Origin of the sequence: Micromonospora sp. LOL_023 (assembly GCF_048060115.1) — a bacterium.
Lineage (GTDB): Bacteria > Actinomycetota > Actinomycetes > Mycobacteriales > Micromonosporaceae > Micromonospora_E.
In genome coordinates this window covers 73,295-97,336 of sequence record NZ_JBHMIM010000012.1, presented here as the reverse complement: position 1 = coordinate 97,336, position 24,042 = coordinate 73,295, and the positions used below count along the sequence as shown (strand labels likewise).

Annotated in this window: 24 protein-coding genes and 1 pseudogene; 15 read left to right on the top strand and 10 right to left on the bottom strand. The window is 70.3% G+C overall.

Annotation, left to right across the window (positions count from 1 at the left end):
- The first annotated feature begins 1 nt into the window (after position 1).
- Genes ACFHVL_RS09080 through ACFHVL_RS09065 form a run of 4 tightly spaced genes read left to right on the top strand, consistent with a single transcriptional unit; the run spans position 2 to position 4,309 of the window.
- Positions 2–1,021, top strand: a complete 1,020-nt coding sequence (locus tag ACFHVL_RS09080; protein WP_416626929.1) for a glycosyltransferase family 2 protein — start codon at positions 2–4, stop codon at positions 1,019–1,021.
- Positions 1,018–2,229, top strand: a complete 1,212-nt coding sequence (locus ACFHVL_RS09075; RefSeq protein WP_416626927.1) for an endonuclease/exonuclease/phosphatase family protein — start codon at positions 1,018–1,020, stop codon at positions 2,227–2,229. Before ACFHVL_RS09080 ends, ACFHVL_RS09075 begins: the two co-directional genes overlap by 4 nt.
- Complete coding sequence (locus ACFHVL_RS09070) at positions 2,226–3,311, top strand: glycosyltransferase family 2 protein (RefSeq protein WP_416626925.1); 1,086 nt, start codon at positions 2,226–2,228, stop codon at positions 3,309–3,311. The genes ACFHVL_RS09075 and ACFHVL_RS09070 overlap by 4 nt, the downstream gene beginning before the upstream one ends.
- On the top strand, positions 3,308–4,309 hold the full coding sequence (locus ACFHVL_RS09065; protein ID WP_416626923.1) for a lysylphosphatidylglycerol synthase domain-containing protein: 1,002 nt from the start codon (positions 3,308–3,310) through the stop codon (positions 4,307–4,309). The genes ACFHVL_RS09070 and ACFHVL_RS09065 overlap by 4 nt, the downstream gene beginning before the upstream one ends.
- A gap of 11 nt (positions 4,310–4,320) precedes the next feature.
- Here ACFHVL_RS09065 and ACFHVL_RS09060 read toward each other — a convergent pair whose 3' ends face one another.
- Both ACFHVL_RS09060 and ACFHVL_RS09055 read right to left on the bottom strand, forming a co-directional pair.
- Complete coding sequence (locus tag ACFHVL_RS09060) at positions 4,321–7,335, bottom strand: AfsR/SARP family transcriptional regulator (RefSeq protein WP_416626921.1); 3,015 nt, start codon at positions 7,333–7,335, stop codon at positions 4,321–4,323.
- 441 nt (positions 7,336–7,776) lie between these two features.
- Positions 7,777–8,751, bottom strand: coding sequence for a sporulation protein (locus tag ACFHVL_RS09055; protein WP_416626920.1), 975 nt, complete (start codon positions 8,749–8,751; stop codon positions 7,777–7,779).
- A 182-nt stretch (positions 8,752–8,933) separates the two neighbouring features.
- Here ACFHVL_RS09055 and ACFHVL_RS09050 point away from each other — a divergent pair, with 182 nt between their 5' ends.
- A complete protein-coding gene (locus ACFHVL_RS09050; protein ID WP_416626918.1) occupies positions 8,934–9,977 on the top strand; it encodes a sodium:calcium antiporter in 1,044 nt (347 codons plus the stop codon).
- 20 nt (positions 9,978–9,997) lie between these two features.
- On the opposite strand, the gene ACFHVL_RS09045 is transcribed toward ACFHVL_RS09050, so the two are convergent.
- Together ACFHVL_RS09045 and ACFHVL_RS09040 are read right to left on the bottom strand one after the other, a co-directional pair.
- The gene (locus ACFHVL_RS09045) at positions 9,998–10,456 is read right to left on the bottom strand and encodes an ATP-binding protein (RefSeq protein WP_416626917.1); all 459 of its coding nucleotides are present in this window, start codon (positions 10,454–10,456) and stop codon (positions 9,998–10,000) included.
- Positions 10,443–11,315, bottom strand: coding sequence for an MEDS domain-containing protein (locus ACFHVL_RS09040; protein WP_416626916.1), 873 nt, complete (start codon positions 11,313–11,315; stop codon positions 10,443–10,445). Before ACFHVL_RS09040 ends, ACFHVL_RS09045 begins: the two co-directional genes overlap by 14 nt.
- 184 nt (positions 11,316–11,499) lie before the next feature.
- Between ACFHVL_RS09040 and ACFHVL_RS09035 the strand changes: the two genes are divergently transcribed.
- Positions 11,500–12,513 (top strand): serine hydrolase, encoded by a 1,014-nt coding sequence (locus tag ACFHVL_RS09035; RefSeq protein ID WP_416626914.1) that lies wholly within the window; start codon positions 11,500–11,502, stop codon positions 12,511–12,513.
- Between the two features lie 19 nt (positions 12,514–12,532).
- Here ACFHVL_RS09035 and ACFHVL_RS09030 read toward each other — a convergent pair whose 3' ends face one another.
- Positions 12,533–12,892 (bottom strand): hypothetical protein, encoded by a 360-nt coding sequence (locus ACFHVL_RS09030; protein ID WP_416626913.1) that lies wholly within the window; start codon positions 12,890–12,892, stop codon positions 12,533–12,535.
- A gap of 333 nt (positions 12,893–13,225) precedes the next feature.
- Between ACFHVL_RS09030 and sthA the strand changes: the two genes are divergently transcribed.
- The gene (gene sthA, locus ACFHVL_RS09025) at positions 13,226–14,629 is read left to right on the top strand and encodes a Si-specific NAD(P)(+) transhydrogenase (protein ID WP_416626912.1); all 1,404 of its coding nucleotides are present in this window, start codon (positions 13,226–13,228) and stop codon (positions 14,627–14,629) included.
- Between the two features lie 41 nt (positions 14,630–14,670).
- On the opposite strand, the gene ACFHVL_RS09020 is transcribed toward sthA, so the two are convergent.
- From ACFHVL_RS09020 to ACFHVL_RS09005, 4 genes are read right to left on the bottom strand one after another with little or no spacing between them, the layout of a single operon-like run.
- Positions 14,671–15,285 carry a hypothetical protein gene (locus ACFHVL_RS09020; RefSeq protein WP_416626911.1) on the bottom strand — a complete coding sequence of 205 codons (615 nt, stop codon included), beginning with the start codon at positions 15,283–15,285 and terminating at the stop codon, positions 14,671–14,673.
- Positions 15,282–16,178 carry a carbohydrate ABC transporter permease gene (locus tag ACFHVL_RS09015; protein ID WP_416626909.1) on the bottom strand — a complete coding sequence of 299 codons (897 nt, stop codon included), beginning with the start codon at positions 16,176–16,178 and terminating at the stop codon, positions 15,282–15,284. The genes ACFHVL_RS09020 and ACFHVL_RS09015 overlap by 4 nt, the downstream gene beginning before the upstream one ends.
- Positions 16,175–17,134, bottom strand: a complete 960-nt coding sequence (locus ACFHVL_RS09010; protein WP_416626908.1) for a carbohydrate ABC transporter permease — start codon at positions 17,132–17,134, stop codon at positions 16,175–16,177. Before ACFHVL_RS09010 ends, ACFHVL_RS09015 begins: the two co-directional genes overlap by 4 nt.
- A gap of 19 nt (positions 17,135–17,153) precedes the next feature.
- Complete coding sequence (locus tag ACFHVL_RS09005; RefSeq protein ID WP_416626907.1) at positions 17,154–18,413, bottom strand: ABC transporter substrate-binding protein; 1,260 nt, start codon at positions 18,411–18,413, stop codon at positions 17,154–17,156.
- A 265-nt stretch (positions 18,414–18,678) separates the two neighbouring features.
- On the opposite strand from ACFHVL_RS09005, the gene ACFHVL_RS09000 reads away from it, so the two are divergent.
- Genes ACFHVL_RS09000 through ACFHVL_RS08980 form a run of 5 tightly spaced genes read left to right on the top strand, consistent with a single transcriptional unit; the run spans position 18,679 to position 20,959 of the window.
- On the top strand, positions 18,679–18,930 hold the full coding sequence (locus ACFHVL_RS09000) for a YlcI/YnfO family protein (protein ID WP_326553803.1): 252 nt from the start codon (positions 18,679–18,681) through the stop codon (positions 18,928–18,930).
- Positions 18,927–19,241 carry a type II toxin-antitoxin system PemK/MazF family toxin gene (locus tag ACFHVL_RS08995; protein ID WP_326553802.1) on the top strand — a complete coding sequence of 105 codons (315 nt, stop codon included), beginning with the start codon at positions 18,927–18,929 and terminating at the stop codon, positions 19,239–19,241. Before ACFHVL_RS09000 ends, ACFHVL_RS08995 begins: the two co-directional genes overlap by 4 nt.
- A gap of 59 nt (positions 19,242–19,300) precedes the next feature.
- On the top strand, positions 19,301–19,903 hold the full coding sequence (locus tag ACFHVL_RS08990) for a sulfite oxidase-like oxidoreductase (RefSeq protein ID WP_416626904.1): 603 nt from the start codon (positions 19,301–19,303) through the stop codon (positions 19,901–19,903).
- Complete coding sequence (locus ACFHVL_RS08985; RefSeq protein WP_416626902.1) at positions 19,873–20,625, top strand: ferredoxin reductase; 753 nt, start codon at positions 19,873–19,875, stop codon at positions 20,623–20,625. The genes ACFHVL_RS08990 and ACFHVL_RS08985 overlap by 31 nt, the downstream gene beginning before the upstream one ends.
- Positions 20,626–20,653: 28 nt before the next feature.
- A complete protein-coding gene (locus ACFHVL_RS08980; protein ID WP_416626970.1) occupies positions 20,654–20,959 on the top strand; it encodes a DUF6510 family protein in 306 nt (101 codons plus the stop codon).
- Between the two features lie 354 nt (positions 20,960–21,313).
- Here ACFHVL_RS08980 and ACFHVL_RS08975 read toward each other — a convergent pair whose 3' ends face one another.
- A complete protein-coding gene (locus ACFHVL_RS08975; RefSeq protein WP_416626901.1) occupies positions 21,314–21,844 on the bottom strand; it encodes a GNAT family N-acetyltransferase in 531 nt (176 codons plus the stop codon).
- Positions 21,845–21,980: 136 nt separating this feature from the next.
- Here ACFHVL_RS08975 and ACFHVL_RS08970 point away from each other — a divergent pair.
- The 3 genes and pseudogenes from ACFHVL_RS08970 to ACFHVL_RS08960 form a co-directional block, all read left to right on the top strand.
- Positions 21,981–22,385, top strand: a pseudogene (locus ACFHVL_RS08970) (ASCH domain-containing protein); the annotation flags it as partial.
- A gap of 24 nt (positions 22,386–22,409) precedes the next feature.
- Complete coding sequence (locus tag ACFHVL_RS08965; protein ID WP_416626969.1) at positions 22,410–23,120, top strand: maleylpyruvate isomerase N-terminal domain-containing protein; 711 nt, start codon at positions 22,410–22,412, stop codon at positions 23,118–23,120.
- Between the two features lie 107 nt (positions 23,121–23,227).
- On the top strand, positions 23,228–23,953 hold the full coding sequence (locus tag ACFHVL_RS08960) for a hypothetical protein (RefSeq protein WP_416626899.1): 726 nt from the start codon (positions 23,228–23,230) through the stop codon (positions 23,951–23,953).
- Positions 23,954–24,042 lie beyond the last annotated feature (89 nt).

The following is a 24,042-nucleotide window of genomic DNA, read 5'->3' as shown; positions in this document are numbered from 1 at the left end:
CATGGCGACTCCGCTGGTCTCGGTGATCGTGCCGAGCTACAACTACGCCTCGTCGCTGGCGGTGTGCCTGCACACCGTCGCCGCGCAGACCTATCCCGCGATCGAGGTGGTGGTGGTCGACGACCACAGCACCGACGACTCGGTGGCGGTCGCCGAGTCCCTCGGCGTACCGGTGATCGCCCTGGCCGACAACGGTGGTTGCGGCCGGGCGCGCAACGTCGGCGTCGCCAACACCACCGGGGAGATCCTGTTCTTCGTCGACGCCGATGTCGCGATGGCCCCGGACGCCGTCGCCGAGGCGGTGGCGATTCTCGAGGCCGAACCACAGGTGGGCGCGGTCTGCGGGATCGAGGACCCGGAGCCGCTGCTGCACGACACCCTGGTGTCGCGCTACCGAGGGCTGCAGTACCACCACTGGTCGGCCAGTGGCGAAGGCAACGTCACGTTCCTCTTTCCGGCGATGTGCGCGATCCGGCGCCGGGTCTACACGGAGGTCGGCCCGTTCAACCCGGCCCTCAAGCAGACCGAGGAGGTCGACTACGGCTACCGGATCTCGCGCCGGCACCAACTCCGACTGACCTCCCGGGTGCGGGGTCGCCACGACCACGACCACCAGTTGCTGCCGCTGCTGCGTAAGTTGTTCCACCGGGCCCGGCTGCGGATCCCGCTGTACGCGAGAGCCCGCCGCTTCGCCACCGGCTTCGAGACGGCGTCGCGGGCCTGGGGAAGTCTGGTGGCGGCGGCCGCGTTGCCGGCCCTGGTGCTGCCGTTGTCGTTCGGAGCGCCATGGTCGGTGGTGCCCGCCGCGCTGTTCGTGGCGTCGATCGCCGCCGACCGGCAGATGTACGCCCTGGTGTACCGCCGCCGAGGGATCGGGTTCCTGCCGTTCTTCGTGGCCGTGCACTTCCTGGTCAACGTGACGATCACCGTCGGGGTGGCGGCGGGAGCGGCCCAATGGCTGCTGTCGCGGCCGTTCCGCCAGCTCTACGACAGCACCTTTCCGGTGGAGGCCGCCGCATGACGTCCTCACCAGGGACCACCGACGACGTCTCGGCCCTGCACCGCGCCGCGTCCGCGTCCGGGGCCACTACGGTGGCGGATGTGCAACCGCTGCCGGCCACCTCCGCGTCCACGAAGGAACTTCCTGACGTCGAGGAGTCGACCGGGCCCGGCCGGTGGGGTCGGTGGTGGCGGCGCTGGCTCGGCCGGGTGTTCCTGACCGGTTCCGGGCTGTGGCTGTGCTACGTGCTGGCCCATCGGGCGCTCAGCGGCCGGGTCTGGTGGTGGGTGCTCGCCGAACTGATCCCACCGGTGATGTTCCTGGCCGTACCGCTGGCGTTCGCCGTCGCGGCCGCCGGCTGCCGGCGTACCCGCCGCCCGGCGGCGCTGCTGTGTACGGCGGCGCTGTTGGCCGGCGGCGGACTGTCCGGGATCAACCTGCCGGGTCCGCTACGGCCGGTCCAGCAGGTGCCGGGCGACGCCCTGCGGATCGTCTCCTGGAACACCTTGTACTGGCATCCCGACGGCGGGGCTGCCGACTTCTACCAGCTGCTGCGCGACCAGCGGGCCGATGTCTACCTGCTGCAGGAATACATCGCCGAGGTCGACGGGGTGATCGTGCCGATCGACGAACAGGACCGACTGCGGCGGGAGATGCCCGGATACGAGATCGCGGTCGTCGGGGAACTGATCACCCTGTCGCGCTTTCCGATCGTCGACCAGGCGCCGGTCGAAGCGGTCGGGCTGCCGCCGGCACCGGACGACTTCGTCGACTTCTGGCGATACCAGGTGCTGCGGACCGACCTGCGGGTCGACGGCCAGGTGCTGTCGGTGTACAACGCGCACGTGCCGGTGCCGTTGTGGGCCGGCGGACCCAGTGTGTTCAGCCGGCAGTTCCACGACACCGTCCGGGAGCAACACCAGCGGCGCGTCGCGCAGTTGCGGGCGCTCTCCGCGGACGTGGCCGGCAACGCGAATCCGGTGCTCCTGGCCGGCGACCTGAACACCACCCCCGCGATGGGGGACCTGCGCCGCCTGCCGCCCGGGCTGCGCGACGCCGTCCCGGCCAGCAGGTCGCTCTACCCCGCCTCGTGGCAGGCGGGACAGCTACCGGCCTGGCGGCTGGACTGGGCGCTGGTGTCCGACGCGGTGACCGTGCACCGCTACGAGTTCGGCGACGCTCGCGGGATGTCCGACCACCTGCCACAGACGATCTGGATGTCGCTGTGAGCCGCCGACCACGGGTGTCGGTGGTGATTCCGACCTACAACAAGGCCAAGACCCTGGCCGAGTGTGTCCGCGCCGTGTACCGGCAGACCCACCAGCCGGCCGAGGTGATCGTCGTGGACGACGCCAGCACCGACGGCTCGCGCGAGATCGCCGCCGGTCTGCCCTGCCGGCTGGTCTGTCTGCCGGTCAACCGGGGCGTGTCCGCCGCCCGCAACGCCGGCGCGGCCATCGCCACCGGCGACGTACTGTTCTTCGTCGACTCCGACATCGCGCTCGCGACCGACGCCATCGGCAACGCCCTGCGGGTGCTGCGTGAGTACCCGGACTGCGGCGTGGTGCAGGGGATCTACGACGCCGAACCGTTCGTCGCCGATGGTCCGGTCGAGGTCTACAAGACGCTGTTCGAGCACTACTGGCGTCGGCGCCGAGCCGGAGTCGCGGACGCTACGCTGTTCGCCCTCACCGCGATCCGCCGGCCGGCCTTCGACTCGGTGGGCGGCTTCGACGAGAGCCTGCGTGACGCGGAGGACATCGAGTTCGGTACCCGGCTGCCGGACCGGTACCAGATCCGGATGTGCGCGGACGTGGTCGGGCGGCACGACGACGTCGACCGGCTCCGGCCCTTTCTGACCGAACATGTCCGCCGGGCCGTCAGCTACGGCGGGCTGCTCGCCGGAACCCTGCTCGGCCCGGGGCGCCGTAGTGTGCACCGCCGTACCGTGCCCGTACCGGCGACGGCCGATGGCCCGACCGGTGCCCAACGTCCGACGTCGGGTATCGACGTCGGCGCCGTGGCCGCGATGCTCTGCTGCGTGGCGACGGTGACGACCGTGCCGTTGGCCGCCGTCAGCTGGTGGCTGCTGATGGTGCCGGCGGTACCGTTCGCGGCCTTCGCTGGCATCGACAGCGGACTGTTCTGGTTCGTTCGTCGGCGCAAGGGAAGTCTGTTCATGGTGTACTTCCTGGGGATGCACTTCCTCATGCACACCACTCAACTGACGGGCATGGCAGTCGGCTTCGCCGCCGGCGTGTGGCGTACGGCGCGGCACCGGTCGACCCCTGCGACGGGGGCGGCCCGGTGATCGGCACCGCACCGGCCGGGCGCCGGGCACGGTGCTGGCGGGTCGCAAACCGAATCCTCGTCGCCGTCTTCGTCGGACTGCTCGCCATCGGCCTGGTGAGCGTGCTGCGTAACCAGGACTGGGCGCCGGTCCGGGAACTGGCCACCTCACTGGACCCGACCACGGTCTATCTCACGGTGGCCGCCGCGTTCGCGATCAGCTGCGTCGGTCTGATCTTCGGCGTGCTGTCCTGGCGGGCGATCTTCGTCGACCTCGGTGCGAAGGTCGACACCTGGACCGCAGCCCGGATCTTCTTCGTCGGTTTCCTCGTCAAGTTCGTGCCCGGACGTTTCGTGGCTCTGCCGGTACTGCTGCGGCTGGGCAAGGCGGTCGACGTCGGTCCGGTACGGCTGGCATCGGTCTTCGCCCTCAGCTGGAGCATCGTCGCCCTCACCGGCCTGACCGTCGGGATCGCCGCCGGGCCATCGGTGGGCGGCGGCGGAATGTGGTGGCTGCTCGCCGCCGCCCTGCCAGTGACGATGCTGCTGATCCGGCCCGACCTGCTCGATCGTGGCATCCGGCTCGCGGCCCGGTTGCTGCGTCGACCGGCGCCGCAGGTCAGCGCGTCACCGACGGGCGTACGCCGGGCGATTGTCGCGCAGGCGCTGTCGTGGATCATCTCCGGCCACCACCTGTGGTTGTTGGCGGTCGTCGCGGGTGCTCCACCCGCCGGCTCGTACCTGGTCTGCGTCGCCGGGTTCGCCCTGGCCACCGTCACCGGCCTGCTGGTCATGGTGGCACCGGACGGAATCGGCGTACGTGAGGCGGTGCTGGCTCTCGCCCTGGCCAGCGTGATGCCGCTGCCGTTGGCCAGCACCGTGGTCCTGGCCAGCAGGCTGGTCACGGTGCTCAGCGACGTGGCGGTCGGTGCCGGTGGGCTGCTGATCGCGCAGTACCTGCACCGACGTCGGCAACGGTCGCTGGCTGCCGTACTCAGCGACCCGGTGACGGTGCGCTGACCGCGACTCCGTCACCGACCGCGATCCGCTGCAGCCAGTTGAGCGCGGATCTGTTCGGCCTCCGGCGCACCGATCGCGCTGAAGTGGGCCAGCGCGTGCCGCCAGTGGTCCCGTACGTCGTCAAGGGTCGGGCCGTGACCACCGGCCGGCGGCGCCGGCCGGGCGTCGGCGAGGCGCTGGCCGGCTCTGGCCAGGCCGGCGTGTGCCCTGGCCTGCTGCGTCCGGTCCCCGATCTGCGCGGAGATCGTCAGTGCCTGCCGGTAGTGGTCACGGGCGGCGGCCGGGTGCCCGACCTGCATCAGTGCGTCGGCCAGACCAACCAGCGCGGATGCTTCGCCGACCGGCTGGCTGGAGTCGCGGTAGATGGCCAGGGCGCGCCCATGGTGCTCGGCGGACTCGCGGAACCGTCCGAGGCGGGCGTGCAGTTGGCCGAGGGAATTTAGGGCGAACGCCGTTCCCACCCGGTGGCCGATCCGCCGGCACAGGGCGATCGCCTGGTCCAGGCGTTCGGCCGCTTCGGTGTAGCGGCCCTGGAGCACGTGAACCCATCCGAGATTGCCCAGCGCCATCGCCTCGCCGTGCGCCTCGCCGGTCTCCCGTAGCAGGACCAGCGCCTGCCGTAGGTAGGTCCGGGCCTGGTCGTACTGGCCCTGCTGACCGTGAAAGACCCCGAGGTTGCCCAATGCGCGCGCCTCGCCCGCCCGCTCACGGGTCATCCGGTAGAGAACCAGCGCCCGTTGCAGGTGATCGGCGACCAGCTTGCGATGGCCCTGCATGCCGTACACCACGGCGATGTTCGTCATCATGTGCGCCTGCGAGTCCCGGTCCCCGATGGCTTCGGCCGCCAGCAGTCCGTGATGGTGCACGGTCACCGCGTCCGGGTAGTGACCGGCCCCCTCCAGGTACCGGAACATGGTGAGGACGAGGCGGCGGGCATGCTCCGGCCAGCCGTGCCCGGCGGTGTGTACGACACCGGCGACCAGGTTGGCCCGTTCCTGTTCCAGCCAGGCACGGGCCTCCGCCGCGTCGGCCAGCGGCCGGGCCGAGACCGCCGGCCCGGTGACCGTCGGCCGGCGGTGCCGTTCCGCCGGGCAGGTCAGGTCCATCGCCGCGGCGGCGGTCTGCAGGTAGTGGTCGAAGAGGGCGGTCATCGCGCGATGCCGCTCCATCGGCGACTCCTGCTGCTCGGCGAGATCCACCGCGTACGCCTGGAGCAGGTCGTGCATCCGGTAGCGGTTGCCGTGGCCCCGCTCGACCAGGTGGGCGCGCGCCAGCAGGTCCAGCAACCGGCGGGCGTCCGGCGTCCGACCACCGATGATCGCGGCCGCCGCATGGGACTCCAGATCGGGGCCAGGGTGCAGGCCCAGTAGCCGGAACGCGCGGGCGGCATCGTCCGGAAGGTTGAGATAGGACCAGGAGAACACCGCCCGTACGCCGGTCCGCAGGTCACCACCGGCGTCGAGGAGATCGAGCCGCCCGTGTTGGTCGGCCAACTCCCGGACCAGCTCGCCCAGTTGGGTGCCCGGCCGGGTGGCGGCCATCTCCGCCGCGACCCGCAGGGCCAGCGGGAGCCGGGCGCACTGCGCGGCGAGTACGGTGGCCGCGGCGTGTTCGGTGGCGACGCGGGCGCCGATGAGCCGCTGGATCAGCGCTACCGCATCGTCGGGCGGCAGCGGATCGAGGTCGAGCCGTCGGGCGCCGTGCCGGGCCACCAGTCCGGCCAGGGAGTCGCGGCTGGTGACCAGAACCAGGCAGGACGCGGAGCCGGGCAGTAGCGGACGGATCTGTTCGGCGGATGCCGCGTTGTCGAGCACCAGCAGCATCTGCCGTCCATCGGTCAGGCTCCGGAAGCAGGCTGACCGTTCGTCGACGTCCAGCGGCAGGTCGGGCCCGCTGACACCTAGCGCCCGGAGGAATCCGGCGAGCGTGTGCCCGGGGGATACGGGCTGGGCCTCGTCATAGCCCTGCAGGTCGACGTAGAGCTGGCCATCGGGGAACTGGTGGCGTACCCGGTGCGCCCAGCGGATCGCCAGCGCGGTCTTGCCGACGCCAGCGGTACCGGACACCGCCGCGACCGTGATCCCGGTCAGCCCGGCGTCGTCCCCGGTGCTACTGCTGGCGGCGCTGAGGATGTCGTCGAGCTGGGCCAGTTCGCCGACCCGGCCGGTGAAGTCCGGGATGTCGGCGGGCAGCTGGGCGGGGACCGCGCCGGTCGCTCGGGTGGCCAGCAGCCGGGGTGCTTCGGCGGGTACGCGTTTGGCCGCGCCGGCCGGTTCGTCGTCGTGTAGCAGCGCCGTGTGCGCGGCGGTCAGCTCCGGCCCGGGATCCACACCGAGTTCGTCGGTCAGACGATGGCGCACCCGATGGTAGGTGTGGAAGGCGCGGGCCCGCTGTCCGGCGGCCTGGTAGCCGCGGATCAGCCGGGCCTGGGCCGCCTCGTCCAGCGGCTGTGCCGAGGCGGCCTCCTCCAGCGCCGGGACCGCCTCGGCGGCCCGCCCGGCACAGATCATGACTTCGCCGTACCGGGCGAGCGCGGTGTGCCGCTCCTCGACCAGCGCGACCACCCTGGGATGTCCGGTCAGGACCGGCAGGTCGGCCATTGGCGGCCCCTGCCACAGGGCGAGGGCCTGTTCGAGCTCGGCGGCGGCGCCGTCCAGATCGCCGCAGCGTTGCAGGCCGGCCGAGGCCACCAACCGTTCCCGGAAGTTGAGCGCGTCGACGCAGGACGTCGGCAGACACAGCGCGTAGCCGTTGCCGACCTGTCGGAGCACGGTGCTGGGGGCGCGTGGCCGACGGTCTGGCTCGAGCCGGCGCCGGAGGTGTTTGATGTGGGTCTGGATCACGTTTCGCGCGCTGGGCGGCGGGCTACGGTCGGCCCACACCGCTGTCGATATCTCCGAGGTGCCCACCGGCTGGCCGCAGGCGATCGCGAGCAGGCCCAGGACGGCCCGTTGGGCCGTGGGTCCGAGATCCAGCTGTACGCCGTCGCGCCAGGCGGAGACCTGGCCGAGGATCTGGATACGCAACGTCGTCACCCTCGCCAGTCGTGCCGGTGCCGCCGCTCGTAACGGGTTGGCCGTGTCCGGCGGTCGGATCACCAACAAACTAAGCCACGTGGACTGCCGTCGCAATCCTCAGTCCAGAATGACCAGGGTGAATCACTGTCATAGACGAAAGTCAGGTGTCCGAATCGGACGAAACGACCGGTGGCGTAGGTATTCATCGCTTCCCTTGTCGAGGTGTCCGCCGTTGGTGACGGTGTCGACCTTGGGAGCTTCCGTACGGTTTTGACGATCCGGTAGACAGTAAATCTGCTTTCCAGTATCGCTTGTCAATTGAAGCTATTTCGCGCTGAGTCTGCTGAGCGGCGACAAAGTGTGCCGTTTGAGGCGATGTTTCGCGGCGGTCGACGTCCACCCCGGGTGCCGGGTGGGCACCGGGTGTGGACGTCGACCGCCGGTCGACGGTCACTCCTCGGCGAACTCCTCGCCCGAGTCGTCGTCGCCGAAGGCGTCGAAGACCTCCCCGGCGATCATCCCGCCGGCGAAGCCGAGTGCGGCGCCGCCGACCGCGCCGGCCACCATCGCGCCCATGCCCGCCCCGCTCCGCGGCTCGCCGTGATGTCCGCCGCCGTACGCCGCCGGACCGTATCCGCCGAGGAAGGACTGTCGCTGAGCCATCGCCTCACGTACCCAGGCGTCGACCTGGGCGGTCCAGTCGACCCGGTCGGCGTCGGCGTGGCTGACCCGGTACCGGCCGTACGAGTCGTGGCCGGCGGTGAAGAGTCCGCCCCGCTTGTCGAACTCCAGGATGACGTCCACACCGTACTCGCTGGCGATGAAGGTCAACTCGACCTCGCGGATGCCGTTGGCGTACTGCGGCGCCGCGTAGTACTCGATCTCCTGGTAGAAGGGGAGCGTCTGCGGCACCCCGTGGAGCCGACCGTGCTCCAGGTCCGCGCCCTTGAAGGCGAACCCCAGCCGGGCGAAGGATTCCAGGATGCGGTGCTGCAGCCCAAGCGGGTGGACCTGGACCGGGTCGAGGTCGCCGCGGTCGATCGCGCCGGGGATGGCGACCTCGGTGCGCAGCCCCATGGCCATCCCGTGCAGTGGCTGTCCGTACATGGCGGTGACGGGGGTTTCCCATGGTACGGCGAACTGGAAGGGCAGCGAGAGCCGTTGGCCTTCGGAGAGGTGCAGGCCGCCGGCCACGCCGACCCGGAGGAACTCCGCCACCGCGTTGTGGTCCTCGCCCCCGGCCTCCACCTCCACCCGGGTCACCAGACTGACGGTGATCTGGTCCAACTGCACGTCGTGACTGCCGCCGACCAGATTGACCTGGCCGGCGAGGACCGCGCCCGGCTGCACGTCGGGGTTGGACAGCACGGTGTCGACACTGGGGGCGCCGATGCCAAGTGCGCCCAGCATCTTCTTGAAGACCACGTACGTACCTTTCGTTTCTTGGTGGTCGTGCCACGTCGACTGCAGTCGCCGAGCACTTCTACAGTGGATATAGTGAAACATACCGCCTGTTTCTGGGCGGTCGCTGTGAATCGTCGTGGGCCCGGTCGATCCGTTGGTGTTTCACGCCCTACCGATCCCCCGGCTGTGGGAATATGCGTTTTATGTCGGACTTCTTGGTTGCGGCCTTCGGGTCGGTTCCTTGGGCGATCGCGGCTTTTGCGATCGCCGGACTGCTCACCGTCGTGTGCAGCGTCCGGCTGGTGGCGCTGGGCGACGCGCTCGCGGATCGGACCGGCTGGGGCGAAGCACTGTTCGGCGCGGTCTTCTTCGCATTGGCGACGTCGTTGTCGGGCATCGTGATGACTGCGGTGACCGCAGCCAACGACGTCCCGCAGCTCGCCTACAGCAACGCCGTCGGGGGGATCGCCGCGCAGACCACCGCGATCGCCGTCGCGGACCTGTTCTACCGCCACGTCAATCTCGAACACGCGACGGCGTCGCTGGCCAACCTGCTCTTCGGGTGCCTGCTGCTCGCGTTGCTCGCGCTCGCGTTGCTCGCGACCTTCACCCCGGACCTGGCGGTAGCGGGGATCCACCCGGTCTCGGCGCTCATGATCGGCTGCTACCTCGGCGGCGGGCTGATCGTCCACTCCGCCGACGCTACCCCGTACTGGCAAGCGGTCGACACCGTCGAGACCCGCCGCGATCAACCGCAGAGCCACGGCGATCTGGACGGCCGTCCACTGGAGCTGTTGTGGATCCGGTTCGCGTCGGTGGGTCTGACTGTCGCGGCAGGAGGATGGATCATCGCACTGGCCGGTGAGACCCTGGTGTCGGCGACCGGCCTACGGGCCGGGCTCGTCGGCGGGATCCTGATGGGGCTGATCAACGCACTGCCGGAGACCATCACCGCCATCGCCGCCGTCCGGCGCGGCGCGGTGACGCTCGCGGTGGCCGCCATTCTCGGCGGCAACAGCATCGACGCGCTCAACCTCGTGGTCGGCGACCTGTTCTACCGTGGCGGCTCGATCTACCACGCGGTCGGCCCGGACGAACTATTCCTCACCACGTCCGCGATGCTGATGACCACGGTACTGCTCGGCGGGCTGTTGGCCCGGCAGGTCCGTGGCTGGGGGAAGTTGGGCTTCGAAGGAACCCTGTTGCTCGGCGGCTACCTCGCCGTGGTGGCCGTGCTGGCCCTCTGAGTGGTGCTGACCGACGGTGGTCAGGCCGCCGGATCGAGACTGATGACCGCGGTGACGACCGCACCCGGCCCAGGAACGGCGCGTTCGATGAGCAGTTCGGCGCAGAGCTGTCGACAGATCCACACGCCACGCCCGCCGGCGCATGCCTGGTCCGGCGGGGAGGTCCCGACAAGTAGGTCGGCGATGCCCGGACCGTCGTCGCTCACCTGGCAGAACAGGATGCAGCTCTGGCGCCACAGTCGCAGCCGGCCGCTGCCACCGCCGTGACGTATCGCATTCGTCGCGAGCTCGCCCGCGACGATGAGCAGATGCTCGGTCTGCTCCGCGGAGATCCCCAGCAGCGGGGCATGGGCGGTCAACGTGGCACGTAACCCGTAGAGCCCATCGCCGTCGAACGGCTGGTCGACGAGCCCGTCCGGCGGCGCTGTGCCGTCCGGGCGGCCGCGCGCCTCGGCCCAGGCGGGATCAGGGCTGTTCATGGCGTCTCTGTACCCGAAGTTGAGCCACGTCGTCGGCACCGACCAGGGCCAGAACGGTGCCGACGAGACGCCGACAGGTGACGGTCATCCGGCGGGTCCTCGGCAACGCGCGGGCCGCAGCGACGACGATGCCGGCGCAGGCCCCGTCGATGTAGTCCAGGCCGGTCAGGTTCAGATGCACGTGTCGATCGATGCGGATCGACTCGGCCAGCGCCAGCTCGAGGACATCCTTGTGCCGGTAGTCCAACTCGCCGGCGACCCGTACCCCGGGCGGGCTGTACTGGCGGCAGACCCGCAGCAGTGGATGTTCCAGGTACACCTGGGCGGCGACCGTACGGGGGTGGGCCCGGGCGGCGAAGGCCAGCGTGACCGCGTCGAACCGTTCCCGGTCGTACTGGCAGATCAGGCAGAGCTGGCCGTGCGCGAACAGTTCGGCTACCAACGACTCGAACTCGAGCAGTTGCTCGGCGGAGGCGAACGGACGGGTCGCCCAGCACATGTCCGCCGTCACCCGCAGCCCGGGGTAGCCCTCCTGGCTGGCGAGCTGTACCTCCCCGGCGAGGATCTCCACCATGGTGGCCGCGTCGGCCGTCGCGCCGCCGAGTAGTGACTCGGTCGCCGAGGTGATCCGTAGCTGACCTCGCCGCAGCGCCGAGCCTGGCCGTACCGAGCGCTCGTGCAACTCACCGGTGAGTTCGTCCGGGCTGACGGAGTCGGTCAGACACACCACCTTCTGTCCGGCCCGCAGCCCACCACGGACAAATGCCGCAACCAGGTCCAGCCGTTCCTCCTGGTCGGAGAAGGTCAGGCAGGCATGGTCACCGACGCCGAGCGCGCCAACCGCAGCCGTGTCCGCCATCGTCGGTCCGCCTGTTCGTGATCGGGGAGGATGCCTGCCACCTTAAGCGTTGCGCCGGACGAGCTGGGGACATCCCCCTCCTACGGTGCCTGGCCGGTCGCCGGTCCGCCGTTGAACGGTCTGCCCGCGCGCTGCGTACCACCTGGCGCAGTGAGTGTCGGACAACCGGAATCGTGGAGCGGACGTGGTGAACCGGGAGGGTCGCATCGGCGGTCGGGGCTACGCCGGGAACAGCCGTGGCACTGTCGGGCGCCGGACCACACCGAGCCGACATGCCCGGTCCGGCGGCGGCGCGTCCCGCCGGTCACTGTTCGGCTTCGGCGTACTCGGCATGCTCGCCGTGGCCGGCGTGGGCTATGTCCTGCACGAGTCCGGCGGTCTGCCGGCGGCGGCGAACGCCGGCCGGGCGAGGACCGCCGGAGGCGAGGGCGCCACGACCGCGCGGACGCCGTCGGCCAGCCCGGATCCCGCCGCCGAGCAGCGCGAGCGTGCGGTCCTCGCTGCCGAGAAGGTACGCGAGTTCACGGCCGGGCTGCCCAGCCGACTGAGCTTCGCGGCGGTCGACCAGACCACCGGTGCCGGCTTCCGGATCGGCGACGGTCCGCGGTTCCAGACCGCGAGCATCGTGAAGGTCGACATCCTCGCGGCCCTGCTGCTCCGCCGCGGCGACTCGGCGCTCACCGCCGCCGAGCGCCGGTCCGCCGAGCGTATGATCACAGTCAGTGACAATGCCTCCGCGACCGAATTGTTCGGGGTGATCGGTGGAGTTTCCGGGCTGAACCGGGCCAACGACGACTTCGGGATGACCGAGACCCGGCCCACCCCGTCGTGGGGGACCACCACCACGACGGCGGCCGACCAGATCCGGCTGCTGCGCACGATCGTCGCCGAGGATGGTCCGCTGCGGCCAGGCGACCGTGGTCTCGTGCTGGAGTTGATGAGCCAGGTGGTCGACGGGCAGCGGTGGGGCGTATCCGCCGGGGCTGGTTCGACAGGCGCCCAGGTCTGGCTCAAGAACGGGTGGGACACGGTCGACGCGCACTCCGGCCAGTGGCTGGTGAACAGTATCGGCCGGATCGTGGAGGGTGACCGTGACTGGTTGGTGGCCATCCTGTCCGACCACCACGACACCCTCGATCAGGGTGTCGCGGTGGTGGAGCAGGCGGCGGCGATCGCCTTCGACGCATGGCGTGGCTAGCGGTGGGGCGGCGTACTGGTCAGGCCGGGCCGAAGGCTTGATCGCACGCCTGCCGGAGAGCCGTCTGTGCGGCCGAGATCGCCAGATTCCCTTCGATCGGGTCCTGATCGCCGGCCCGCCGCGAGATGTCCTCGAGGTCCTTGCCCCGGGCCACGACCGTGGCGTCTACCGAGGCCTGGGCCTGGCGTCCAATCGCCCGGTTGACGTCGTGGTTGAGTTCGGCCGCGCCCAGTTCACGCAGATCCTGGCAGGCCTGCCAGCCCTCCGCATCGGCCGGCGGGGTCGGCGAGGCGCTTTCGCTCTGCGTCGGCACGGCGGTTGCCTGTAGCTCTTCGCCCCTGGTCAGCGCGCCGATTGCGAGGACCAGTACGGCCAGCACGATCGGCGCGAGAATCCACAGCCAGATCGCCCGACGACGCGATCGGCGGGGCGGCGTGAATCCAGAGTGGCCGACTGGGGCGGAGTAGGGGTGACTCACGGTGATGCCTCTCAAGGTCCGACTGGGCAAGGGAAGGCGAGGGAAGCAACGGGTTGCCGCATAGCGGACATCAGCGACGGTGCCTTATATATTTGTAAACGTCACGTTTGTATGTCGCACGTTGCCCCATGGTAGGCGTTTCGCTGCGGAAGGCAACCCATCCATCTTCCTGGACGGCCCGGACGATGGTGACGTCGTAGCCGGCCCGAAACCCAGGGCTGTCAGACTGGAGCGGTGTATGACGTCGACGTGCTAGTGATCGGATCCGGCCCCAGCGGACAGAAGGCGGCAATTGCCGCGGCGAAGCTCGACCGGCGCGTCACGGTCGTCGAGCGGGCGCACATGCTCGGCGGGGTGTGCATCAACACCGGGACGATTCCGTCCAAGACCCTGCGGGAGGCGGTGCTCTACCTGACCGGCCTCAACCAGCGGGAGGTCTACGGCCGCAGCTACCGGGTCAAGGATGACATCACGGTCACCGATCTGGCGGCGCGGACCCAGCACGTCATCGGCCGGGAGATCGACGTGACCCGCAGCCAGCTGAGCCGCAACCGGGTACGGATAATGACCGGGACCGCCCGATTCGACGACCCGCACACCGTCGTCGTCACCGACGCGACCGGGCACGGCAACAAGGTCACCGCCGAGAAGATCGTCATCGCGGCGGGAACCAGGCCGGCGCGTCCAGGCAGCGTCGATTTCGACGAACGGACGATCATCGACTCCGACGGCATCATCAACATCGAACGGGTACCGCAGTCGATGGTCGTCGTCGGTGCCGGCGTGATCGGCATCGAGTACGCCTCGATGTTCGCCGCGCTCGGCACTGAGATCACCGTGGTCGAGCGACGTGACCGGATGCTCGAGTTCTGCGACCTGGAGATCGTCGAGGCTCTCAAGTACCACCTGCGCGATCTCGCGGTGACGTTCCGCTTCGGCGAGGAGGTCGCCTCGGTGCAGCGCCACCCACGTGGTGCCGTCGCCGTGTTGGAGAGCGGCAAGCGGATCGCTGCGGACACCGTGCTGTACTCCGCCGGGCGCCAGGGCGTCGCCGCCGATCTCGACCTGGAACGGGCCGGCCTGACCGCCGACTCACGCGGCCGGGTCAAGGTCAACGACAACTTCCAGACCGAGGTCGGGCACATCTACGCGGTGGGTGACATCATCGGTTTCCCCGCGCTGGCCTCGACGTCGATGGAGCAGGGCCGGCTCGCCGCCCACCACGCGTGTGGCGAACCCGCCCGTGGCATGCCGCAGCTGCAGCCGATCGGCATCTACACGATCCCGGAGATGAGCTTCATCGGTGCCACCGAGGACGAGCTCACCGACAGGCGGGTGCCGTTCGAGGTCGGCGTCGCCCGCTATCGGGAGCTGGCCCGGGGGCAGATCATCGGGGACTCGTACGGGATGCTCAAGCTCCTGGTCGCCGCGGAGAGCCACGAACTGCTCGGCGTGCACATCTTTGGCACGGGCGCGACCGAGCTGGTCCACATCGGTCAGGCGGTGATGGGCTGCAACGGCACCATCGACTACTTCGTCGACGCGGTGTTCAATTACCCGACTCTCGCCGAGGCGTACAAGGTCGCGGCGCTGGATGCCATGAACAAGATGCGTCACCTGGCCCAGCTGCACGACTGAGCCGCCGGCCGGCAGCTCGGTCCGGGTTGCCGGCACACCAGTCAGTCCGGCGCGGTCGGTCCGCGTCGTGCGGTCGCTCGCCGCTCGAGCGCCACGGCGGCGAGCACCAGACAACCGGTCATCGGCACCACCAGTGGGATCAGCTGCCAGGTGACCAGTACCAGCCCGCCGATGGCAAGCCCGAGTAGCGCGGTTGCGCCCGGATCGGTGCGCACCGCGCGTACCGTCGCCGCCCGCAGCAGGTCCGACCAGCGCGACCCCGGCCGCCAGTCGGCCGCCGCCCGCAGCGCCACGACCACGAGTGCCACCGCGGCGAGCAGGCACACCGCCGCCACCACGTCGCCGCCCGGCAACTGCCCGGTGCGGACCACCGCGGCGTCGAAGCCCAGCAGCGCCCCGGCGGCCAGCGCGGCGAGCGACCACGGCCAGCTACCCGGGGTCGCGGCCCACACCCGCGCCGGGTAGGTGCCGATCCGGGTGCTGCCGGTGCCATCTACATGGGCCCGCAGGTGCGTGCACCCGGCGGCCAGCGCGGCCAGCAGGGTCACCAGCGCAAGCGCACCGACCAGCACCAGCACCCCAACCAGCAGGGTCTCGCCGAACAGCGCGAACCGGACACCGCGCGGACGGGTCCCGGCCGGGCCGATCCCGGTCAACCCTTCAACCCCGAGGTGGACACCCCTTCGACCAGGAACCGCTGGAAGAACAGGAAGAACCCGATGACCGGCAGCAGCGCGAGCATCGACATCGCCATCAGCGCACCGTAGTCGGACAACGTGGTCTGGTCTATGTAGAGCTGCAGGGCCAGCGGCAACGGATACTTGTCCGGCGTGCTGAGGTAGATCAGCGGGCCGAGGAAGTCGTTCCAGGTCCAGATGAACGTGAAGATCGCGGTGGTGATCATTGCTGGCCGGGACAGCGGCAGGACGATGTGCCAGAAGGTGCCCCACTGCCCGGCACCGTCGATCCGGGCGGACTCGTCCAGCTCGTTCGGGATGTTGCGCATGAACTGCACCATCAGGAAGACGAAGAACGCCTCGGCCGCCAGGAACTTGCCCAGCAGCAGCGGCGCGTAGGTGTCCACCAGCCCGAGGTTCTGGAAGACCGCGTACTGCGGGACGAGCAGCACGTGGAACGGCAGCAGCAGCGTGGAGATCATCAGCACGAACATGGTAGACCGGCCACGGAACCGTAGCCGGGCGAAGGCGTACCCGGCCAGCGCGGACGACGCGACCGTGCCGACCACGGCGAGCACCGCCAGCACCGTCGAGTTCCAGAAGAACCGCCAGACGCTGATACCGGCCATGCCCTCGGCCGCGCGCCGGTAGTTGTCGGTCGTCGGGTCGCCGGGCAACAGCTCCAGATCGCCGATGATCGACGCCGAGGGCGTGAACGACGCGGAGACCACCCAGGCCACCGGGTAGAGAATGACGGCGAGCAGCGCCAGCGCTGCCAGGTGCCACCCGAGGCTGCCCCACCGGCGGCGTCGGCCGGCCCGCCGCCGCACGGCACCGGCCGGGTTCGTCGCGACCCGCTCGACGGTGCTCATCGGTTGTCTCCCGAGTAGTGGACCCAACCCCGGGCGGTACGGAACAGCATCGCGGTCACCAGCCCGACGCCGAGCAGCAGCATCCAGGCCATCGCCGAGGCGTAGCCCATCCGGAAGTCGGTGAAGCCCCGGTCGTACAGGTAGACCGTGTAGAACAGGGTCGATCCGGCCGGGCTGCCGTTGCGTCCACCGATGACGTACGCCGAGGTGAAGATCTGGAATGAGTTGATCGTCTCCAACAGCAGGTTGAAGAAGATCACCGGGGAGATCATCGGCACCGTCACCGACCAGAACCGGCGCCACCGACCGGCGCCGTCGACCTCGGCGGCCTCGTAGAGCTCACGGGGGACCTGCTTGAGTCCGGCAAGGAAGATCACCATCGGCGCACCGAACTGCCAGGCGGCCAGCAGCACCAGCATCAGCAGCGAGAAGTCGGGGTTGCCGACCCAGCCGCCGACGCGGACACCGACGGTGCTCAGCAGCCGGTCGACCGCGGCGTCGTCGCTGAACAGCGCCTTCCAGGCGATGGCGACGCTGACGCTGGCGCCGATGAGCGACGGGCCGTAGAAGGCTGCCCGGTAGACGCCCTGGCCGCGCCGCTGGCTGTTGAGCAGCATCGCCACCGCCAGCGCCGCCGCGAGCTTGACCGGCACGGCCAGCAGCACGTACGTCCCGGTCACCTGGACCGCCCGCAGCCACCGGCTGTCGTCGAAGAGTCGTCGGTAGTTGTCGATGCCGACCCATTCCGGCGTGGTGAACAGGTTGTAGTCGGTGAACGACAGGTAGAGCGAGGCGGCCATCGGGCCGATCGTCAGCAGCAGCATGCCGACGATCCAGGGGGACAGGAACAGGTAGCCGGCCAGATTGTCACCGGGCCGGCGCCGCCGCGACGTCGTCACCGGCCGTTCGCCAGCGGCGGGCCCGGCCCGCGTCGCGGTCACCGTGTGGATGGGCATCGGTGGATCTCCTCGCCGGTCAGGACTGGAGGATGTCCTCGGCTTCGGTGAAGAACTGGCCAACGGCCTGCTGCACGCTGATCCGGCCGTAGTGCAGTTCCTCGCTGATCCGGATGAACGCGGCCTCGATGCCGCCGGCACCGCGCGGCGGGGCGGGCGGTGCCTGGGTCAACTGGTCGGCGATCGTCTCCTCGTAGGCGGCGACGTCGGCGAGCGGCCCGGCGAGTTCGGCTGCCTCGCGCTGGGCGTTGGTGGCCGGCAGACCACGGTTGCCGCCGAAGATCCGGCCCACCTCCGGATCGTTGATCATGAAGGAGATCAGCTTGGCGGCGGCTTCGGGATGCTCGGTCCGCGCCGACGCGCTCAGCAGCATCGCCGGCTTGAGGTACTGGCCGAGTCGCCCCGGCTCGTCGCTCGGCAACGGGCCGAGGCGGATCTCGGTGTCGGTCTCGCCCGCGTAGCGGACCAGGAAGTTGTCCCAGCTGAGGTCGGACGCGGCCAGGTCGTCCACCCACAGCGAGGCCGGCTTGATCTGGACCGCAGTCTCCACCGGCAGGACGACATCCTGGGCGATCAGCTCCTGCCCCTGCTGCCAGAACCGCGCCAGCCGCTCCTCGTCGAAGCCGAGTTGGCCGTCCTCGGTGAACAGCGCGCCACCCTCCTGGCGGAGCTGCGCTTCCAGGTTGTAGATCACGCCGGTGTAGTTGCCGCCGCCGTAGACGCCGGTGGCGGACTTGATGGCGGCCATCGCGGCGTGGTAGTCGGCCCAGGTCCAGCCGACCTGCGGGGCGGGCACGTCGGCCTGGGCGAACAGCGCCGGGTTGTAGAACATGCTCCAGGTGTTGCCGCCGATCGGCACCGCGTAGCGCGCGTCGTCGACCTCGCCCACGCCGTCGAACCCGGTGAGCAGATCATCGAGTACGAGCGCGTCGCCGGTCTGTTCGTCCAGGTCGTACAGGACGCCGCGGTCGGCGTACTCGCGCAGGTAGGAGAAGTCCATCTGGAGTACGTCCGGCATGTTGCCACCGGCGGTCTCGGTGGTCAGCTTCTGCCAGTACGCCTCGTACTCCTGGAAGCTGGGTGTCACGGCGATGTCCGGGTTCTGGTCCTCGAACAGATCGATCGCCTGCTGCATGAGGTCGGCCCGGTCGGCGTTGCCCCACCAGGAGTAGCGCAGGGCCACCGGATCCGACCCGCCGTCGTCCCCGCACGCCGCCGCTCCCGTGGCGATCAACGCAAGTGCGGCCGAGGTGGCAACGATTGTCTTGAATCGTTTCAAACTTTCCATGCTGAGCCTCCGGATCCCGGGTGACGAGTAGTGGCATAGATGAGTGACGCAGACCACAGGAACGGGCTTTTCAACGTAGGCTAGGAGGCTGTTACATCCACGTCAATGGTTGTCCTTGAACGTTACAACCAGGCTCCGCCGCGAGCATGATCACTCCGCTGGAACACCGGTCGACGAGACCGACACGGACATGTCCGGGCCGCGCCAGTGGCAGCCCGGGGCGGCGTACCGGGCGCGATGGTCGTACCATCGCGACATGGCAGACATGGTCACGCTGCGCCTGAGTCCGGAGACCTTGGCCCGGGCGCGCGCCGCTGCCGAGCGGGAAGGAATGACCCTCTCCGACTGGATGGACCGCGCCGCCCGCCGGGAGGCCCGGCGCGATTCCGCCCGGGCACACGAGGAGTGGCTGGCCGCCAACCCGGAGGTCCGCGACGAACTCGACGGCTTCGACCGGCTCGCGGACACCCTGGAGTCCGGCTGGTCCGACCTGTCTGACGCGGCGTGAACCGCGGCGAGATCTGGACCGTCGGCGACCGTTCGGACCTGCGCTACCGGGTGGTGGTGCTCTCCGGCGACACGCACAACGAACGGCCCCGGGCGGCGCCGTACTGTGCGCCGATCGTCCGCCAGCGGGGCGCGACGACCCTGCCGCCGTTCGCGGTGCCGCTGGCCGAGACCGACCCACTGTCCGGCGTCGTCGTGGTCAACCGGATGCGCCGCATCTCCGGCAATTCCGGCGCGGAACGCGTCGGCATGGTCACCGGCGCCAGCATGGTGCGCCTGGAAGAAGCCATGCGGGACCTGTTCGACCTCTGACGGGTGCATTCCCGGCCGACCGCTGGCGCACCCGCCCCCACCAGTGGTACCACTGTCCGATGGGTATCGTGTCGCCCGGGTTCACGGGCCGTCCACGTTCTCCCGGCGCGGCCACCCTGCCGCCGGGCCAGTACCTGACCGAGGACTTCCCGGTGCTGTCAGCCGGGCCCACCCCACGCATCGACCTCGCCGGCTGGGAGTTCGTCGTCACCGCCGAGGACGGCGGTGAGCAGCGGTGGAGCTGGCCGGAACTGCTCGACCTGCCGAGTGAGGACGTCACCGTCGACATCCACTGCGTGACCCAATGGTCCAAGCTCGGCACCCGCTGGCACGGCGTCTCCCTCGACACGTTGCTGGCCGACGTCGAGACCACCGCCGACTACGCCCTCGCCCACTCGTATGGCGGCTACACCACCAACCTGCCGCTGGCGGACCTGTTCGACGGCCAGGCCTGGATCGCCTACCGGTACGACGACGCCGACCTGGCCCCGGAACACGGCGGCCCGGCCCGGCTGTTGGTGCCGCACCTGTACTTCTGGAAGTCGGCGAAATGGGTCAACGGCCTCCGGTTGCTCACCGACGACGAGCCCGGCTTCTGGGAGACCGCCGGCTACCACGACTACGGGGACCCATGGCGCGAGCAGCGGTACCAGGGCGACTGAGCTGGCGGGTGGCCCGGCTCGCCGGCGTGCGCGACGAGACACCCACCGCGCGTACGCTGATCCTCGATGTCGCGGACTGGCCCGGACACCTGCCCGGACAGCACGTCGACGTGCGGCTCACCGCCCCCGACGGCTACCAGGCCCAGCGCAGTTACTCGATCGCCAACGCCCCGGACGGCGACCGGGTCGAGCTGACCGTGCAGCGGGTCCCCGACGGTGAGGTCTCCGGCTACCTCGCCGGGCCGTACGCCGTCGGTGACCCGGTGGAGATCCGCGGACCGGTCGGCGGCTGGTTCGTCTGGCGGCCGGAGACCACCGACCCGGTGCTGCTGGTCGCTGGCGGATCGGGGATCGTCCCGCTGATCGCGATGATCCGGACTCGCCGCGCCGCCGCCAGCCGGGTGCCGTTCCGGCTGATCTACTCGGTGCGTACGCCGGCCGACGTCTACTACGCCGACGAGCTGCGCAGCCGGGCCCGTGACGACGCCGGACTCGACGTCAGCTACGTCTACACCCGGCAGGCGCCCGAGAGCTGGCCCGGCCAGGTCGGCCGGATCGGGGTGTCCCGGGTCAACACCGACGGCTGGCCGGCCATGCTCGAACCGGCCTGCTTCGTCTGCGGGCCGACCGGCTTCGTCGAGACGGTCGCCGACATCCTGATCGCCCTCGGGCACGACCCACGCCGCGTCCGCACCGAACGGTTCGGACCAACCGGAGGTTGACATGGCCGAACAGCAAGCGACCTCGGTGCTGCCCGACGAGCAGCACCTGGACGGCAACGCCCTCGCCGGGCCGCTCGGCGAGATCTTCGCGGTCGACGTCACCGCCGCTGTCGGCCGCTGCGCGAGCTGCGGCGAGGCCGGCCCGCTCGCCGCCCTGATGGTCTACCCGGCCGCACCCGGCCTGGTCGCCCGCTGCCCGCACTGCACCGGCGTGCTGTTGCGGCTGGTACGCGGACCGCACGACGTCTGGCTCGACCTGCACGGTGCGCTCAGCCTGCGGATCACGATGCCGCCTCACCTGGCCGCCGGTGAGGCGGCGTCAAGATCAATGTGAGCGCCAGATACCCAACCTCGCCGTTTAGGGTATCAAGTGCTCACATCGATCTTGATGGGCCCGGTCTCGCGGGGGCACCTGGCGGTTCGGGCGCGGCGGGCCCCAGGCGCGGCCGTCGCGCGGTCGTGGCCGTCGGAGTGACAACCAAGCTGGCGGTAGAGGGGCCGGCCGTCGGCCGAGGTCTGTAGTCCACCGCGACGATCCCGCGCTGGCGGAACCAGTCGACCAGCCCGGGTGAGCATCACTGCCCGGAGCCGGACCAGCTCCCGACGTCGACGATGGGCGCCGCGCGGGCGACCGCCGAACCGACTGCGGAACCGGGCGGCGGGTCGTCGCTGGCGTCTGCCGCCGCGATCACGCGTCGCGGTCCGGCGCGGCGGCGAAGCCGATCGGCTTGACCATCTGCTGGGCGGTGACGGCGAACCCGGTCGACTCGTACAGCCGGCGGGCCACCGGATTGTCCGCGAAGACGTTGAGCCCGAGCCGGAGCACCCCACGGGCGGCGAGTAGCGGCTCGACGGCGGTCAGGATCGCGCGGCCGTACCCGTTGCCGCGTTGGTCCGCATCGACCTCGATGTTGTAGATCCAGGCCGGCAGGTCCGGCTCGGCCGGGTCGGGTAGGCCGATCCAGATCCAGCCGACCGCTGGTGCGTCGGCGGCATCCGTCGGCCGCGCGGCCAGGAACAGCATCCGATCGGTGGCCAGCCCGGCCGGCAGCAGATTCGTGTGCTGGCGGCCGGACTCGTCCAAGGCCAGGGCGGCGCTGGTCCGCCCGGACCGCACCAGGCTTTCGGCGTACCGCTCCACCAGCACGGGCATCCGTACGTCGAACTCGGCCTGGGTCATCGGGAGCAGCGTCACCGCATGTTGATCTGACGGGGTCACCGGCTCATCGTGACGTACCGGGCCAGGTGCGTCACCCGAATTGCCATGCCGACCGGTCGCGCGCGGTGCCGGGCGAAGGCGCGGACCAGACCCGATCGTCGGTACGGTCGTACTCGCACCGACCCGAGGAGCCACGATGCCCGAGCTGCCCAAGGCCCAGTTCGCCTTCCCAGGTCCGTTGCGCGACCGGCTGGTCGCGGCGATCCTCACCGGCGAGAAGACTTCGACGACCGGGTTGCTGCGCGAGTACGAGTACGGAAACGAGCCACTGCCGCGACCCGGTGAACGGTCGGTGCTGGTGGATTCGGCGGACCGGCCGTGCGCGGTGCTGGAAACCACCGAGGTACGGGTGATCCCGCTTGCCCAGGTGGATCTGGCCCACGCCGTCGACGAAGGTGAAGGGTTCGCCGACGTCGCCCAGTGGCGGCGTGCGCACGCCGCGTTCTGGCAGTCGGCGCCGATGCGTGCCGCCCTCGGCGGTGCCGCCGCCGTCGTCGTCGACGACCAGACCGACGTAGTTGCCGAGAGGTTCACTGTCGTCGAGCGGATCTGGCGGCCGGACGAGGTGGCGGCCGCATACGTTGCTGAAAGTCGAGCCGCCGTCGCCGCTCTGCGCGCCGTCGCGCCCGCAGCGTTCGATCGGTCGACCCGCTGCGAACCGTGGACGGTCCGCGAACTGCTGGCACACACGGTGATCGCGCTCGCCCGTACCAGCGAAATGCTGGACCATCGCGGTGCCGCCGCCGATCGCGGCGGCGATCTGGTCGGGGCCGTCGGCTACTACACGCCGGATGCGCGGTTCCGCGCTGAGGTGAACGGCGCGCGGGTGGCCGACGCTCAGCGGTGGGCTGCCGCCCGGACGCCGGCCGACATCGTCGACGAGTTGGCGGACACGACGGACGCCGTGGCCGCGCGGGTGGCCACGCAGCCACCGGACACGGTGGTGCTCACCCGCCACGGCGACCTGATGCGGCTGGCGGACTTCCAGGCGACCCGGGTGGTGGAGCTGGCCGTGCACGGTGTCGACCTGGCGGACGGGCTCGGCGTCACACCGTGGTCGACCGCGCCGGCGGCGGACCTGGTGGTCGCGCTCGCGACGGGGACGACGCAGTTGCCGCTGCGGGCGGCGCGCGGCTGGGATCGGGCGACCCTGGTACGCGCGGTGACCGGGCGCGGCAGGTCCGGTGAGGTCGAAGACTCCGTCCTGCCGCCGGCAGGTGTCCGGTCACCGTTCTTCGGCGGCACACACCGTCTCGAACCAGTTGGCGAAGAGTAGCGGGCCTCCCTGCCATCGCGACGCCCGGCCGCTGCCCGTAGGTTGACAGCGGCATGGCCACAACGAGACCCTTTCGCAATTCTGACATTTTGTCCTGGAGGTTTGCCGTGGACTGGTCCCTCGGAAACATTCTGATTCTGCTGGTGGTGCTGCTGCTCGGTGCCGTGGCCGGTTGGCTCGTGATGAGCCGCCGCTCCGGCGCGACCCGCGTCACCGAGACCCCGGCGAAGGAGCCGGCGACGGTTGCCGAGGAGCCGGCGGCCACGACTCAGTCGCAGGCCGACCCGGTCGTCCCTGAGCCGTCCGACGATTCCTCTGCAGTGGAGTCCGTTGACCGACCCGCCGAGCCGGTCGCCGCTGCGCCCGCCGAGCCGGCGCCGGTCGCCGACAGCGTGCCGATCGTCGAGCCTGCGCCGGTCGTTGAGCCCACCCCAGTCGTCCCGCCCGCGCCAGTGGTCGAGCCCGCGCCAGTGCCCGACAGTGCGCCGGTCGTCGAGCCTGCGCTGGTCGTCGCCGACGTGCCGGCGGATTCCACACCAGCACTGGCTGACCCGGTTGTCCCGTCGCAGGCCGTGCCGGAGCCGGAGCCGGTCGCCTCGGTTCCCGCGCAGGCGGGACCTGGCCGGGTGGACGACTTCCGGCGCATCGAAGGCATCGGGCCGAAGATGGCCGCAGCGCTGCAGTCCGTCGGCATCAGCACGTATGAGCAGCTGGGCGCGACCGACGAAGCGGACCTGCGTGCGGCGGTGCGCTCCGCCGGGATGCGGGCCACCGCCAGCCTGCCGAACTGGCCGGCGAAGGCCCGGGAACTCGCTGCGCGCAATCAGGGCTGACCGGTCGGCACGGGTTGCGCGTGGTCGGTGGGGACCAAGGTCCCGCTGATCGAGGTCGTCCGGCGGCAGCGATCGATCACCGTCTGCGG

Excerpts from the sequence above, each read along its gene's own strand:
- ACFHVL_RS09080 (WP_416626929.1), top strand. The coding sequence starts at position 2 with ATGGCGACTCCGCTGGTCTCGGTGATCGTGCCGAGCTACAACTACGCC.
- ACFHVL_RS09075 (WP_416626927.1), top strand. The coding sequence starts at position 1,018 with ATGACGTCCTCACCAGGGACCACCGACGACGTCTCGGCCCTGCACCGC.
- ACFHVL_RS09050 (WP_416626918.1), top strand. The coding sequence starts at position 8,934 with ATGTCGGACTTCTTGGTTGCGGCCTTCGGGTCGGTTCCTTGGGCGATC.
- ACFHVL_RS09045 (WP_416626917.1), bottom strand. The coding sequence starts at position 10,456 with ATGAACAGCCCTGATCCCGCCTGGGCCGAGGCGCGCGGCCGCCCGGAC.
- ACFHVL_RS09040 (WP_416626916.1), bottom strand. The coding sequence starts at position 11,315 with ATGGCGGACACGGCTGCGGTTGGCGCGCTCGGCGTCGGTGACCATGCC.
- ACFHVL_RS09015 (WP_416626909.1), bottom strand. The coding sequence starts at position 16,178 with ATGAGCACCGTCGAGCGGGTCGCGACGAACCCGGCCGGTGCCGTGCGG.
- ACFHVL_RS09010 (WP_416626908.1), bottom strand. The coding sequence starts at position 17,134 with ATGCCCATCCACACGGTGACCGCGACGCGGGCCGGGCCCGCCGCTGGC.
- ACFHVL_RS09000 (WP_326553803.1), top strand. The coding sequence starts at position 18,679 with ATGGCAGACATGGTCACGCTGCGCCTGAGTCCGGAGACCTTGGCCCGG.
- ACFHVL_RS08990 (WP_416626904.1), top strand. The coding sequence starts at position 19,301 with ATGGGTATCGTGTCGCCCGGGTTCACGGGCCGTCCACGTTCTCCCGGC.
- ACFHVL_RS08985 (WP_416626902.1), top strand. The coding sequence starts at position 19,873 with ATGGCGCGAGCAGCGGTACCAGGGCGACTGAGCTGGCGGGTGGCCCGG.